We start from the raw sequence: 15101 nt of genomic DNA, 5'->3' as shown, positions 1-15101 counted from the left end.
TACTCGTGCTTACCCAATGAGCGTAGCTTGTACCCCAATATTCGCAATATTCCAATAATGTTGCATCTGGGTATTGTTCAACCATTGCAGCTAGTTGAGTTTCATATCCATCCAACTCTCCCTTTTGTGCTCCACCTTGTTGTTTGGGTTGTACATGACCTTGAGTCTTATTCATGGAGAGAAGTTTTTGTACAAAACTTTTGGCTACACTAAATCTATTAGCCACCTTCCTGATTGAGGTGTCACCTTGTGAGTAAGCCAAAACTATTTTTTCTCGCAAGTCGATTGAGTAAGCTTTCATTTTAAGAGTTGATGTACTGGTATTAATGTACCTCATTTACCTGCAATTTGCTGTAGTTGCGGCTGCTCATGCTCATTCCCTGTATGGGAAATCTTGGTCAAGTCTAGGTCGTCTCCTCGATCCTTTGACTCAAGATGCTTGTATTTTTTATCAAGATCATGCCCTATTTGATGACTATAAGGGCGTTGTTCTAGATACATCTGAAGGTAGAAGAATTGCTGAAGTGTTAGGAAATAAAAAAGCTGTAATCCTGCGAAATCATGGCTTTTTGACTGCGGGGCCAACAGTTGATGCCGCAGCTTGGTGGTACATTACCTTTGAACGTTCGGCTCAGGCGCAACTTTTAGCAGAAGCAGCAGGTAAACCTATTCCTATCGACCAGGAAATTGCGACTTTAACACACAGTCAGGTAGGAACTCAAACGGGCGGCTGGTATAGCTTTCAGCCACTTTACGACAGGATTGTGCAAGAAGAACCGGATTTGTTGGAGTGAGTTTTTTCACGTGCAGAAAGATGCAAAAGTTAAAGTCTGTTTTTCCTTTGGGTTGTTTGTTGGTTTTTTTGACAGCTTGTGATGTTAAATCGACAAATTCTGCAACTCCTAATATTACTAATACCCAATTACGTGTGGCTAAGTATAAAGGTGGTTGGGATTTAGATTTAAAGTTAGCTGGGCAGGATAATTTCCCTTATCAAGTTCAGTTTACTGAGTTTACTGGGGGCAATCTCATGGTGCAGTCAATTAATGCAGGCGCAATTGACCTCGCTTCTGCTAGCGAAATTCCACCGATTTTTGCGATTAAATCGCAAGCATCTGTGAAAATTATTGCTACTAGGAAAGGGCCAACTATTGCTCAAGTTGTACTGATACCGAAGAATTCGCCAGCAAAATCTATTGCTGACCTCAAAGGTAAGAGGGTGGGCTATGTTCAAGCTACTACTGCTCACTATTTCTTAATTAAAATGTTGGCAGAAGTTGGGTTGACAATGAAAGACATTAAGGGAGTTCCGCTGTCAATACCGGATGGACTTTCTGCTTTTCGCAAGGGAGAATTAGATGCTTGGGCAACCTACGGTTATTCTATTCCCCTAGCCGAAAAAGATGGGGCGCGGGTACTGAAGTCAGCAAAAGATATTTTGAGTGGGAACTTTGTGATTGTCGCTGCTCCAGAAGCGATCGCCAATCCCCAAAAGAAAGCCGCGATCGCTGATTTTCTCTGCCGATTACAAAAAACTCAAACTTGGCAAGAATCTCATCTCAAGGAATGGTCGAAGAGTTACGCAGATAATATCAAAGTAGATGAAGCGATCGTTTACCAGGATGCCAAACAAGGACAGCAACAGCGTCCGCAAAAATTACTTCCCATTTCCGATGAGGCGATCGCCTCTCAACAATTGGTCGCTGATACTTTTTACCAAGCGGGTGTGATTTCATCAAAAGTTGATGTGAAACCATTATGGGACAGCAGTTTTAATAAAGATATCGCCAAATGTAATTAGCACTGTCGCCAGAAGGTAGGAGCTGCAAGTCAAATGTCAAAATCTCCCGTTTTAGAAGCTACTACAGCATCTTCCCCCAATTTGTTGGAATTGGTCGAGTCGCTAGCAGCTGATTTTGCTAGTCGCGCTGCCCTACACGATCGCGAGGGTTCTTTTCCTTTTGAGAATTTTGCAGCTCTCCATCAAGCACAGCTGTTAAGTCTCACCATTCCCAAAGAATTCGGCGGTCAAGATGCAGACTATACCACCGTTTGTCAAGTAATTGAAAAGATAGCTAGTGGTGATGCTTCTACAGCTTTGGTATTGACAATGCACTACCTCCAACATGCCGGCGCTGCCCGGACTCGTAGTTGGCATCCCGCAGTTTACGAACGGCTTTGTCGGGAGTCGGTAGTAGGTATTGCTCTACTCAATGCCGCTCGTGTGGAACCGGAATTAGGCACACCAGCTAGAGGAGGACTACCAACAACGATCGCCAAACAAACAGACGATGGCTGGTTAGTCACTGGTCACAAACAATACACCACGGGCAGTCCGATTTTAAGTTATTTCGTCGTTTGGGCGCGAACAAATGAACAGGAACCACAGGTAGGCAGTTTTCTTGTGCCACGCGACCTTCCTGGGGTGAAGATTGATGAAACTTGGGATCATTTAGGGATGAGGGCTACTGGTAGCCACGACCTAATTTTAGAAGATGTTTTGATTCCTAGAGAATATGCTTTGGATATTCGTCCGGTTCAAGCTATTGCAGCAGCAGATCCTCTGAAACTGGCGAGTGTAAGTTTGTGGTTGAGTGCCTTGTATCAAGGAGTAGCGACGGCAGCACGAGATTGGTTAGTTGAGTATTTAAACGAGCGATCGCCTACTAATTTAGGTGCAAGTCTAGCAACTTTGCCTCGGTTTCAAACAGCTGTTGGCGAAATTGAAGCATTACTTTACGCTAACCACCGACTGATTTACAGCTTGGCAACTGATATCGACGGAGGTAAATACGATAACAAAGTTGGTTTACAAGCGCAAACAGTGAAATATCTAACTACAAGTAATGCTATTCGCGCTATCGAAATTGGACTGGAATTGATTGGTAATCCTGGTTTATCGAAGAAAAATCCTTTAGAAAGACATTATCGAGATGTACTTTGCAGTCGCATTCATACACCGCAAAATGATGCAATCTGTTTGTTTCTGGGGAAATCAGCACTCAAAATTTAATCGGCTATTAATTACGAGTAATTAATAGTCACAGCTTACATTTAACAATGGTAAACATATGTTCAATGGACAAGTTGAAACAGAGTTGTTAGACGCAGTGTCTTGGTTATTTGGGCAACAGCCTCAACTACCACCTCATCTCCAGTCATCAGTCAACGAACAACAGGGAAGACAAGATATTTGGGAGTTACCAACCAAAGATTCGCCATCTTTACCAAAAGAAAAGAGTCCCCAAGGACGCTTACATATTGCACCTAGTCTAAGCGATTAGAAATCGCAGCTATGCAAACGAAGTCCCTGATACCAATTCTATATATTGTAGGTTGGGTTGAACGGGGTGAAACCCAGCACGAAGATCCACGTTGGGTTTCGCGTTGCTTAACCGAACCTACACTAAATGCACAATTTTAGCTGTGCCACGCCACTACGAGACTTAATTGCAATAACGGCGATTGCATTTGTTATTTCGGCGTTCGCATTTGTTATTTCAGCGTTCGCATTTGTTATTTCAGCGAACTCATTTGTTATTTCAGCGAACTCATTTGTTATTTCAGCGAACTTATTTGTTATTTCAGCGAATGTATTATTAAAGCAATAATTTCGCACGCTCCAAGACGGCAAGTGACTCACCAAGACTGTGACCCCCTCACCGCAACGCAGTGGCTCCTCAGCACTCAGCACTCAGCACTCAGCACTATTTCAGTGACGAGTGTAGGAACGCTCAAACTGAATTTTGATTTTTTGGGCAATAACTGCTAGACCAACTGACACAAGAGCAGCTGAAACTGTCGCTATTTTTAGCGGATAATCATCTACTAGTATGGCTCCTGATGCAAGAGCGATCGCCACTCCTATAAAGGTACTTTTCAGCTGATTTGTTACTTGATAAGCTTGATTGCAAGAACTACAAATTTGTGTGTGTTGTAAAAATCTGTCTTGCGATGTCAAGTTTTGCTTGAGGTCGTCTAGACTCATGTTTTTTGTGGAAGAATAGCCTTGATAAAATGGCAAAGAAGCACCAAATTTATCTAGCCATTTGCGGTATTCCAGTACTAAGGTGTCAGAGGTTTTCAGCGGTAAGTATATTTCTTTGAGGTTTTTTCCCAAACGTTCGACTTGTGCTTGTTGTTGCACAACCAGTTGTAAATCGCCTTCTAAAATTTTGTTTCGCAATAAGATGTGATCTAACCAACGAGGTGCATACTTGATTTTCCAATCGAAAAAGTTACCATAATTTCTGAGTAAAATTCGGCATTTATCTTTACCGAGAGGGATAGAATACAAAGCTATTCCACCAAACCAACCTCTTTGTTCAATCTTAATTTGATAAATAATTAAGTTAGGAGCGATGAAATCTAAAAGATTCCAAGATTGATTGGGTGTACGTATCTTTTTATATCGCCCATGAATTCCCTGATACGAACTTTCAATAACTTCCATTTCCAACGGTTGGGCATCTTCTCGATTTCCCATAACGCCATCATGGCTAATAGGAATGTGAGCCGGGTCGATGACATTTTCAATGAAATAGCTTTGACTGTAAGGGAGATCGCGCATGTAATCTATTATGACGATTTCCGGTTTTTCTAAATCTTCTATGGTGGGAATAATATCATCAACAGCAGTTTCATTTTCGTCTGCCCACATCCAAACTATGCCTTGGTGTTCCACAATTTTAAAAGATGACACGCAAGCATTAACAGGAATTTTTGCATCGGCAGGTAACTGAGGAATGTGCAGACATTGACCATCTGCGCCAAACTGCCAACCGTGGTAGGAACACTCAATTTTACCATCGATAACTTGTCCGTCGGAGAGTCTCGCCGCACGGTGAGGACAACGATCTGTCAAACAAACAAGTTGTTCATCTTTATTTTTGAAGATAACAAAAGGTTCCTCGTACAAAGAAAAGCTATACGGACGGTCTAACGGTAAATCTCGAACAAAACAGACAGGATACCAACATTGTCGCCAGTTAAATTCTAGTTTTTCTTCAGGTGTTTCAGATTTAGAAGTTGGTGGTATTTCTATTTGTAAGGTCATCATATCCTCCTGTTTGCGATTATCCTATCTGTCTTTATATATGTTACATAAACAATTTTTAGATAGAGAAAATCTCAAGAGATAGTTATATTTTTGATAACATAATATTGTAAATTAAATACTTTTAAGATTAATAGCATTAATGCTCAAAAACTGTTGTCGAGCAAGTTTTATTCTTGCCCTCGGCTGGATCTAAAAGAGCGATCGCAGCTTTCGCTATTACTTTTCAATCAGAACTGTCACAGCAGCGATCGCTATCAACATTTCGTCATTTTTATCGTTAAGAGATTCAATAGCTCGTCCCTGCACCACCATTCCCCCAAATTCAACAGTGAGAGTTTTTTTACCAAAAGGTAGTACGGCTAGTACTTCTTCTTCCCTGACTTGTTCTGGATAAGGGACAGCTATTTGGACTTCTACAATCATGTCATTGGGATCGCTCAAACCGGCAACTTCCCAAACACCAGGTAAAGCATTATGAGCGATCGCATTACGTACAGCTCTAGCTGCTGCTATTGTTGGCTCTTGTCCGTGCTGATCTATTCCCATCCCCATTTCGATAATCAAGCGTTTGCGCTCCACCGTCACCTCCCGATTCCCGAAATTTTCCCTTTTCACTTTATCGCTTATCGAGTAGCTCTGCTGTCTGCCGCTGGGAATAAAGTAATATATGTAACTTAAAAATACTGAAGTAAACTACAGCAGGGTAATGAGGTTTGGAATAGTAAGTAGAAGGCAGAAGGTAAATGCCAGCTTATGACAGCGTTTCACCGATTGGCATTTTACATTTAATTATGTCCACCTACTTAGTTACAGTATGGTAGTTGACCAAAGCGATCGCAATAATTATCTTTGAATTACTTACTTTATTGGAAACTAAACTACCGTGAGCAAAAAATCTCATCAAAATAAAAGTTTTGATTATAGCAAGTTCACTGCCAGATTTGGCTGTGGTTTTCTAGTTGGTATTTTAATAGCTGGAGGTGTGGGAATACTCTATAGCGCGCAAACAATAACAGGTTTACTAGCAGTTTGGATTATTTTTGCTATTGTGTGTGGGTTACTTTCGGCTATTTTTGGCGATAAATTTTGGCATAATATTATTCGTTGGTTTTAGAATAATCTAATTTAGAACTGACTTTTCCCAAAAAAATGCTGAGTGCAACAAGTAAAAATTATTCAGCAAAAAAGAATCTAAGAGTAACTAAACTTATTTATGAAAATTTGAAAAAATTTTTCAATAAACACTTAATGCGATGTATTGGTGTCGTTACTTCAATCTTTAAATTTGTCGATGGCGTAACTACTCAGTACTACTAAATGACTAAGCCCCGTTAGGGCGGGGTGTGGGGGAAGAAATAGCCCCAACAACCAGTAGAACACAAGCCTCGTATGAGTCAAGACGCTTGCGCCCTTCGCAGTTCAAGCTCCGTCCAACGCCGTTTTCCCCTACACCCTACCCCCTACACCCCACACCCTGTTTTTGGCCCCATTTGAATGTGGCAAATGTTACTATAGCTGCCATTATGATCGATCGCCGACAATTTCTGACTACTTTGGGGCTTACTACCTTAGCTACTCAAATACCACTACTGACCGTTCAAGGTAAGTTAGCTCCAACTACTATTGTGAAACCGCCCCGCCTGCAAGTAGGTGATACTGTAGGATTGATTGCTCCTGCGGGTGTTTTTGAACCCAAATATATTGAAGTAGTGCAGCAATATTTAAAAGACTTAGGATTAAAAGCCAAACTAGGAGCGCATATTTTAGACCGTTACGGCTATTTAGCAGGTAAAGATGCCGATCGCGCTGCGGATGTAAATGCAATGTTTAGCGATCGCTTTATTAAAGCGATTATAACTGTGCGCGGTGGTTGGGGCTGTAACCGAATTTTACCTCTGCTCAACTATCCCCTGATTCGCTCTCATCCCAAAATTCTCATGGGATATAGCGATATTACATCTTTGTTGTTAGCGATTAATGCTCGCAGTCAGATAATTACTTTTCACGGGCCAGTTGCTACGTCTACTTGGAGTCCGTTTATGCTCGATTACCTCAAACGCATTCTCTTTGATAGCGAAGCAGTGACTATGCAAAATAGTCACACTGGCGAAATACGAGTTGAGACTATTGCACCAGGAAAAGCTAGGGGTAAACTTGTTGGTGGTAACTTGTCGGTGCTATCGGCAATGGTGGGTTCGCCTTACTTGCCTTCCTGGTACAAAAGTATTTTATTTGTAGAAGATACCAACGAAGATATTTATCGAATAGACCGGATGCTGACTCAATTACAAAATGCTGGCATCCTCAACCAAATTGCTGGTTTTATTTTTGGGCAATGCACAGATTGTAGTCTGGGAGACGAACCATCGTTTACTTTAATGCAAGTATTACAAGACCGCATACTGCCCTTAAATATTCCTGCCTGGTATGGTTCGATGATTGGTCATATTAAAGATAAATTCATCTTGCCAATCGGTTTAGAAGTAGAAATAGATGCTGATACTGGGACAATTAAATTGTTAGAAGCAGCTGTTAATTGAAATCAGCGTAGACGCTTGCAGCTTGTCGTCCGACATCGCTCAATTAAAATCACTGCATTTATACAAGTCCGAATCTTTCTTGCAAAACGCAAGCACTGAGCATTCTCAGCAACAGAAAGTCTGTAGTAGTGCGTTGACTTTGATTCATTGTAGGTAATTGGTCGAGTAACTGAATTACTGCTGCTTGGTTATAAAATGGTACGCGAGACATGACCGAACTTCGGAGGGTGTCTTGGATAAGTTGCTGTAATGCTTCATTCGGATTAAAAGTTGAAGGGGGAGCAACAAATGGATGTTTTTGGCGATTATAGACTGTATCTGTAATGAATGGCTTTGCTGCTTCTCGCAAAACATATTTTTCCGTAAGACCACGAATTTTCATTGAAATAGGCATGTTACGAACTAATTCCACAACTTTATGATCCAAAAAAGGTAGCCTTCCTTCAATGGAATGTGCCATTTCAACACCATCACCTAACATCCGTAAAAGTAAATTAGCTAAATTTGTTTTTGACCATAAATAAAGAGATTGATTGACAAATTCTCTTCCTTTAAGTTGTCCCTGTACATCTATTTGATTGAAAAATATGCGATATACATCCCGTTTTTGGAATTGGTCGATAAATTCTGATGAATAAAAAGGAACAGAATTTATATGTCTTTGAGCATAAGCTTGCATCCAAGCGGGGGTATAGTTTAATAAGCGCTGAACGCTATTTAAATCTGGTGTTGATTCATTTTCAGAAAATAACAAACCAATCGAAGCTTGATTTTTTTGTCTTAATTCTTCTAATTGAAGTTGTATAGTTTCTTCATTTTCTTGTTGTTGATTTTGAAGTAATATATCTTGCCGAAAATGAACGTAGCCTCCAAATATTTCGTCTGAACCTTCGCCTGTAAGTACAACTTTATAGCCTGCATCTCTTGCAGCACGACTTAAAAGATACTTAGCAGTGGTATTAGCATTAATAGATAGCATTTCGCAATGCCAAGTAGCATCGGCAAAATTCTCAGCTATGTCTTTTTGACGAATCGGAATAACTTGGATGTTAGCTTGAGAATATGCTGCTGTTTCTCGTGCGATCGCTTCTTCGTTATAAGCTTCATGTTCAAAAGCAATAGTAAAAGCTTGGATAGGTTCGGAACTATGAGTTGCTGCTATTCCTAACACCGCAGACGAATCAAGACCGCCACTAAGATAACAACCAACTGGGACATCAGCCCTTAAGCGCAATTGGATAGCTTCATCTAATGTATGGCGCAGCTGTTCAATGTAATCTTCTGGGCTGGATTGAGGTAAATCATGAATTAGCGGGTAATTAAAATCCCAGTAACGATGCAGGCGAATACCAGAGCGAGATGCTAGTAAAAAATAACCCGGTGGCACTTGATTGACATTAGCATATAGAGTGCGATCTGGAGATAAAATTCCCCAGGTATCTTGCCACAAAGATTCGCCATCCCAAGCAGCTGGAACGCCTGCGGCAAATAAAGCCTTGACTTCAGAAGCTAAATAGAGAGTATCGTTATAAATAGTGTAATAAAGTGGTTTAATACCAAAGCGATCGCGCGCTGCAAATAGCACTTCGTTGCGTTTATCCCAAATGATAAAGGCAAATTCACCCCGTAAATGATGCAAGCATTGTGTGCCAAATTCATCGTATAAATGGAGGGCAATTTCGCTATCAGAGTTAGTTTTTAGCTGATATCCCCATTGCTTTAAATCGCGCTGTATCCGTTCAAAGTCATAAAACTCATTATTGGCAATAATATATAGAGTTTCATCTTGATTAGTAATTGGCTGATCGCCGCCACGTAAGTCAATAATACTGAGTCTTCTATGCCCTAAAGCAACTCGGCGATCGCTAGAAATCCAGAATTTTTCTCCATCTGGGCCTCTATGCTTTAAGCAATTCGTCCCTAATTTCAAAGAAGATTCAGAAATTGGTTCTTCTGCTGAAAATATTGCTACTATGCCACACATAAATTCACCATATAAGTTTCAGTATTTTATCTATGAGGCTACTTACTCAATTACAAAACGCCAAAAGTGTTGGATTTTGTCTATATTTTTTTAGAGAATTAAAAGCCCCACATCAAACACATTCACTACAATAGCGATAGGCAAAGGAATAACATCATCCTTCTTGAGAGAGGTGTAACAATATTTTTCAACTTTTTCAAGTACTTTGATTACAAAGTAGAGTATCAAATCTTGAAAATTTTTATAGTAAGACTCTTAATGGTCACATTTTGATTTCAGTGCTTCTACCGTGTTATAACTGCTTTGCTTATGAGTAGAAATATAGGAAATCTTATATTTTTAAAGCAGATGTTTTATAGAATAGGCGGTATGGTAGGTGCGATCGCTGTTTTGTTGAGTAGCGGTGCTGCGATCGCCCAAGATGCAGAAAGATATGTCACAGTCGGACACGATAAGTTAGGGAACAGTATAGCTCTGGATAAGGAAACTATTAGAGGTACGACATACAAGCTCTATGGGATGTATCAAGATGGCATCTTCGAGACAACATTCCATGCATCGTGCCAAGAATCGCGGCTATTTCTCAATCACATCGCTATTTACAGTTCGCAAGGGCAGCTAATTCAAGAAGACAATAAAACAGGAGAAATACCTTTTGTAGCCAGTTCTTCACCGGGTAAAGCAATGCAAATTGTTTGTAAACAAATCGGTAAATAATTCGTAATTCGTAATTAATTCATTAGACATCTTGCAGAAATCAAAAATAAAGAACCCCACCCCGCATTTGCTGACGCAAACGCTCCTCTCCCCTTACCAAGGGCAGGGTTGGGGGTGGGGTGTTAGGAACTTCTGCAAGAGGTTTATTGATAACTAGACAAAAGACAAAGGAATGTTGTTCACTTCTCCCTTTGCCTTTGTCCCTATTCATAACTTTTGACTATGATTTGGCTTTAGCCTCTAAATTTTCCAAGCGGCTTACGAGTTGTTGGTTTTGTTGTTTGAGTTGGTCGAGTTCCTCACGCAAACTACGCAGGGCACTTTCTGCACCAACATTTTTTTGGATATTAGCCATTGCTTCCTCAGCTTGGCGGCGCACGCGTCCATCTGGTGTTTGGTCAGCTAGCGATCGCAAAATCGCCCCCGCTTTGGGAGTTTCCATTTGTCCTAATGCCGCCACCACAGATACTTGCGTTAAAAAGAAGGTTTCTTTCGCTAGTTCTGCCAATCTTTCTAAAATTCGTTCTAAGTTTACCGAATTTTGACCGACAGAAATCTTTCCTAAAGCACGAATTGCAGCTAAACGCAGTGGTTGTGGTATACCCAGCTTGGTATATTCGAGTAGCAGATTTAAAGCTGCTTCTGAAGTTTTGAGTTCAGCTAAACCTGCAACTGCACCACTCCGCACTACTTCATTCCAACCTGCCTTGTCTTCTAAAACAGATTTCAGCAGCTTGATAACCTTTTCTTCTTTGGGCTTTTCTTCTGAGTTAGCAGTTGCGATCGCTCCAACAGTATGAGCAGCAGCAGCTTCCACATAATAGCTGGGATCGCCGTCCTGCAACAGTTGTTTCACAGCTTTATAGCTTTCATGGGTTTTGATTTTAGCAAGTGCTTGCACTACAGCCCGCCGCACAACAGCATTTTTATCTTGCAATCCCAGAACCAACCCATCAAAGGCTTGGTCTAATTTGATTTCTGCCAATTGTTTAGCTACTTCAATCCGTACACCCCAAGATGAATCGTTTTGCAATGCCGCTGACAGTGCTTTAACAACTTCTAAACCACCTTTTTTCGCCAAAGCTTCTGCCGCACAGATCCGCGAAAGTGGGTCGGGGTCAAATTCTAACTGTGCTTTTAATTCCGGTACTGGATACTCCAAAGATACAGTTTTGAGGAAATGATTTCCCACATCAAAGCTGATAAATTGAGGCTTTTCTGGCAGTGGAAAGTAAAAGCTTTGTTCGCGTTCATTCACCCGCACAGTGAAAGTGCTGAGTGCTGAGGAGAGAGTGCTGAGTGCTGAGTGCTGAGTGCTGAGTTTTGCATCAGTGGTAGTTTCGGTCTGCTGGGTATAGCCAAAACCGATGGGGATTCTTAGGTCAAATAAATCTTTACCGCTATTGTTGTCTGCTTGGGTTTGAGTTACTGTCACTTTTGCTAAATTAGCATCCCCATCCCAAGAGTAAGCGACTTTAAAATCAGGATGACCACCTCGGTAAACGTACTGGTCGAAGAGGAATGCGAGATTACGTCCAGTCGCTTTTTCAATTGCCCTTAGTAAGTCTATTGTTTCCACAGTTTTGTGGGCATTATCTCGGACAAATGTTTGAATTGCTTGCCAAAACAATTCTTCTCCTAATTCCGCCCGAATCATGTGATAAACACAAGAACCTTTTTCGTAGATGTGGCGGTCATAAAGTTCGATCGCTTCGCGGTAAACATGCGTTACCATTGGGCGGCGGTAGCGACTGCTATCTTCGCTTAAATAACTCCGAGCTTCCAATAACCGATAGTATGCTGCTTCTTCTAGACTATACTCGTGTTCTGTCCACATCACCTCAGAGTAGGAAGCCATTCCTTCTTTAATCCAAGCATGTGACCAATGTTTAATGACTACTAAATCGCCAAACCACTGGTGTGCTAGTTCGTGGACAACTAAACTTTCTGTGGTGCGGTTATCTAAGGCGGCGCGTTCGTCTAGCAGACATCGGTCTGTTAACAGCGTTGTGGAGGTATTTTCCATCCCACCAAAGATGAAGTCATCTACACAAACTTGGGCGTATTTCGGAAAAGCATAGGGATAACCATACTTATCGCTCAAAAATTCCATCATTCGGGGAGTTTTGCCCATACTGATTTTGGCATCTTTCTCCCGTGCCTTTTCTACGTAGTAGGTGACTGGTTTTCCTTGCCACTCATCCCGAATTTCGGCAAAGTCGCCCACTGCCAAAGTCATTAAATAGGTAGGATGAATTTGTTGCTGCGACCAATGGTAGATTTTTTCATCGCCATCTTTTTGGGTGTCAATCAGTTCGCCGTTGGAGATGGCAATTAAGTTTTTGGGAATGCGGACGCGAATTTCTGAAGTAGAGAGTTGTCCTGGATAGTCAAAGCAGGGAAACCAAAAACGCGAGTCTTCATCTTCTCCTTGAGTCCAGACTTGGGTGGGTTTGTTGGGGTAGTGTTTGTCTGGTTGAATAAAGTAAATACCGCGTTGGGGTTTTTCTACCGAATAAGCGATCGCAATCAACAACCGTTTACCTACCTGTGTCGCTTTTGCAAGTTGGATGGAAAGCTGTTCTCCATCGTAGTCAAAATTTTGTGATTCCTCATCCACTTGCACAGACTTGATATTTAAGTTGACAGCATCTAAAGTCAAACGGTCAATGCCATTGCGGATCGGCAAGAGGCGAATGCTGCAAATGCCGTGATAACTTTGGTTAGGGATATCCAAAGCTAGGTCGAGAAAAATATGCTCTACTTGTCCGGGGCGATCGGGATTGTAGTGCGGTTTCGCTCCTGGTAATTCAAAAGATTTGTGTCTGTTATTGTCTGTATCAAAATAAAATTGCGACATAGATGTTTGTTGACCTTTTAATCCTAAAAGTTTACCTGTATATATTTCCAAAAAATAGCGCTATCTGGATTTATTTCCTACATCTGGGAAATTGGAGATTAGGGACTTCCAAAAAATCAATTATCTAGTAGTGACTGTATTGAATGTCAAGCGATCGCCAGCAAAAAACCAGGACTGTGAGGTAGGATATTTTTATTTGGAAGTCCTTTGATTGTTACTATTGGGACAAATATTCAGCGGAAATTACTGCTGAAAACCGTAGTTGCCGGATTTCTTCACGCACGCTCATGAGAATTTTGCCGAGATGATTTTGGCCAGTCTTATTGAGACCACAGCCCCAGAAATAATCTGTTGGCGAGTTTTCCACTAAGAGTTCGTCGCCTGTGCCTAAAAGAATTTCTTTAATGTCTCCATGGGTGAGAAACTTCTTAAGTACTGCTTCTCGCATCACTTGAGTTTTGACTAAATCCCAATCTCGGCGGAGTTTTCGGGTGCTACATCGTCCCAAAGCAGCGGCTTCTTCTGGGCTTTCAGCAGAGCAAATCACAGGTATAATTACTGCATCAGTGCTGCCAGCAAACTTTTGTGCTTGATAATAATGCTCTACTGTTGACCAGTAAGTACCTTGCATGTAGATTCCGTGGTCAGAAAAGTTAGAAAAACAACCGTAAGGTTGCCAAACCTTATAAAAGTAAATGGTCATTTGAAAATTTCTCTTTATATATATCAATTTCACTTTAGCCCGATCGGAACTCTTAAATAACTCCCGTTAGGAGAGTTAGATGTTATTAACAATCGCGGATTGGCTGAAGCGCGATCGTTTAAATTCCTAGGTCATACTCATAACCCGATCCAATATTTAGTTCTAGAATTTAACTTATAGCTGTAGTCACACCCTTGAGGACAGTTGCGATCGCTCAAAGCCTTACAGCAACTGACTCTTGTACAGACGCGTAGACGCTCGTAAGAGCGGCTTCTCGTAAGAGTATAATCGCGTCTCTACTCCTAGCTCAGGTACTTGCTTTAATTTCACTCTAGCGGGGCAAGTCAGTGTTATGTCACTGTCATGTGATTGGGGATTGGAGATTAGAGATTGAGGATTAGGTATTGGGGATTATGCGAGAAGTTTTATGTCACTGTCATGTGATTGGGGATTGGGGATTGGGGTATACCCGGATACTTTCAACCTCGTAAAAGCTTTCGCCAGGCGAGCGATCTACAATTCCTGTACCGCCGCACGAATGACATAACCCATAATCACGCTCTCCTTCGCCGTTGCACTCTGGGCAGTTTTCAACATCTTCTTCATGTGCATAAACTGTGTAATCTTCAGTCATTAGTCAAAATTCCCTTTTTGTCACAGAAGTATAGTTTTAAGTTTTTTATTTGCTTCTTCTTCTGCCCTGTGTGGGTTTGTCCATCCATTCGCTGAAGCAATTACTGTTCCATCAGTTTTAATAATTTGATAACCGTAATTTAGAAGTTTTTTTGGTAATGGGCGTACCTTACCTTCTATCTCTACCCAATTCTGACTAGTAATAAGAATTTCCATTTCTAAATGATTCAAAATTCCTAAGTTTTCACACTCAACGGATTTAAAACCCCACTAGTAAGGTGGGGTAAGTGCGTCTCTTATTTACGATCGCGCCGTGGCGATCGCTCTGGTTAACTCCCGAAACAGCATATTGGCAACCTTGGAACTGAGCTTGGACTGCAAGTGCTTGCCATTAAGTAGCTGTTTACCAGAAGCGTCAACATTTTTTTTGAGTTCGGCTTTGTACAAAGCAATCTCCTCACCGATAGGGTTATTGGGTAAGCGTTTGTCAATCTCGATTTTCGTGATCGTATATTGCCAGAAGTTCATTCTGCACAGTGCCGAACCGCTACCTTTTTCTACCAGCTTATCGCCGGACTGCTCTAGCACAGTGCCCATGCCTAACC

14 protein-coding genes and 2 pseudogenes are annotated in these 15101 nt (G+C 41.3%); 7 read left to right on the top strand and 9 right to left on the bottom strand.

Translation table 11 applies throughout. From position 1 onward, the window contains the following. Positions 1-301: IS630 transposase-related protein (locus I8752_RS36325; RefSeq protein ID WP_214436983.1), on the bottom strand; the 301-nt coding region annotated here is incomplete at its 3' end. Between the two features lie 52 nt (positions 302-353). Between I8752_RS36325 and I8752_RS36320 the strand changes: the two are divergent. The 4 genes and pseudogenes from I8752_RS36320 to I8752_RS36305 form a co-directional block, all read left to right on the top strand. Then, positions 354-794: pseudogene (locus I8752_RS36320) on the top strand (class II aldolase/adducin family protein); the annotation flags it as partial. 20 nt (positions 795-814) lie between these two features. Then, complete coding sequence (locus I8752_RS36315; RefSeq protein WP_214436982.1) at positions 815-1801, top strand: ABC transporter substrate-binding protein; 987 nt, start codon at positions 815-817, stop codon at positions 1799-1801. 33 nt (positions 1802-1834) lie between these two features. Then, the gene (locus I8752_RS36310; RefSeq protein WP_214436981.1) at positions 1835-3013 is read left to right on the top strand and encodes an acyl-CoA dehydrogenase family protein; all 1179 of its coding nucleotides are present in this window, start codon (positions 1835-1837) and stop codon (positions 3011-3013) included. Positions 3014-3071: 58 nt separating this feature from the next. After that, the gene (locus I8752_RS36305; RefSeq protein WP_214436980.1) at positions 3072-3284 is read left to right on the top strand and encodes a hypothetical protein; all 213 of its coding nucleotides are present in this window, start codon (positions 3072-3074) and stop codon (positions 3282-3284) included. 428 nt (positions 3285-3712) lie between these two features. On the opposite strand, the gene I8752_RS36300 is transcribed toward I8752_RS36305, so the two are convergent. Beyond that, on the bottom strand, positions 3713-5059 hold the full coding sequence (locus I8752_RS36300; RefSeq protein ID WP_214436979.1) for an aromatic ring-hydroxylating dioxygenase subunit alpha: 1347 nt from the start codon (positions 5057-5059) through the stop codon (positions 3713-3715). Positions 5060-5275: 216 nt separating this feature from the next. After that, entirely contained in the window at positions 5276-5638 is a 363-nt protein-coding gene (locus tag I8752_RS36295; RefSeq protein WP_214436978.1) for a Lin0512 family protein, read from the bottom strand. Between the two features lie 304 nt (positions 5639-5942). Here I8752_RS36295 and I8752_RS36290 point away from each other — a divergent pair, with 304 nt between their 5' ends. Both I8752_RS36290 and I8752_RS36285 read left to right on the top strand, forming a co-directional pair. Further along, positions 5943-6173: a hypothetical protein gene (locus tag I8752_RS36290; RefSeq protein ID WP_214436977.1), complete on the top strand. Its 231-nt coding sequence runs from the start codon at positions 5943-5945 to the stop codon at positions 6171-6173. A gap of 406 nt (positions 6174-6579) precedes the next feature. Then, positions 6580-7599: a S66 peptidase family protein gene (locus I8752_RS36285; protein ID WP_214436984.1), complete on the top strand. Its 1020-nt coding sequence runs from the start codon at positions 6580-6582 to the stop codon at positions 7597-7599. Between the two features lie 58 nt (positions 7600-7657). Here the strand turns inward: I8752_RS36285 and asnB are convergent, their stop codons facing one another. Beyond that, positions 7658-9583 (bottom strand): asparagine synthase (glutamine-hydrolyzing), encoded by a 1926-nt coding sequence (gene asnB / locus I8752_RS36280; protein ID WP_214436976.1) that lies wholly within the window; start codon positions 9581-9583, stop codon positions 7658-7660. A 348-nt stretch (positions 9584-9931) separates the two neighbouring features. Between asnB and I8752_RS36275 the strand changes: the two genes are divergently transcribed. After that, entirely contained in the window at positions 9932-10300 is a 369-nt protein-coding gene (locus tag I8752_RS36275) for a hypothetical protein (protein WP_214436975.1), read from the top strand. A gap of 220 nt (positions 10301-10520) precedes the next feature. Here I8752_RS36275 and I8752_RS36270 read toward each other — a convergent pair whose 3' ends face one another. From I8752_RS36270 to I8752_RS36250, 5 genes and pseudogenes are all read right to left on the bottom strand, one after another. After that, complete coding sequence (locus I8752_RS36270; protein ID WP_214436974.1) at positions 10521-13160, bottom strand: M1 family metallopeptidase; 2640 nt, start codon at positions 13158-13160, stop codon at positions 10521-10523. 217 nt (positions 13161-13377) lie between these two features. Continuing rightward, on the bottom strand, positions 13378-13863 hold the full coding sequence (locus I8752_RS36265; protein WP_214436973.1) for an NADAR family protein: 486 nt from the start codon (positions 13861-13863) through the stop codon (positions 13378-13380). Between the two features lie 436 nt (positions 13864-14299). Beyond that, entirely contained in the window at positions 14300-14497 is a 198-nt protein-coding gene (locus I8752_RS36260; RefSeq protein WP_214436972.1) for a hypothetical protein, read from the bottom strand. Between the two features lie 20 nt (positions 14498-14517). Further along, positions 14518-14712: a hypothetical protein gene (locus tag I8752_RS36255; RefSeq protein WP_214436971.1), complete on the bottom strand. Its 195-nt coding sequence runs from the start codon at positions 14710-14712 to the stop codon at positions 14518-14520. A gap of 84 nt (positions 14713-14796) precedes the next feature. Next, positions 14797-15101: pseudogene (locus tag I8752_RS36250) on the bottom strand (IS110 family transposase); the annotation flags it as partial.

Source organism: Dendronalium phyllosphericum CENA369 (assembly GCF_016056275.1).
Classification (GTDB): Bacteria; Cyanobacteriota; Cyanobacteriia; order Cyanobacteriales; family Nostocaceae; genus Dendronalium; species Dendronalium phyllosphericum.
This window is presented reverse-complemented; position numbering and strand designations above follow the sequence as displayed.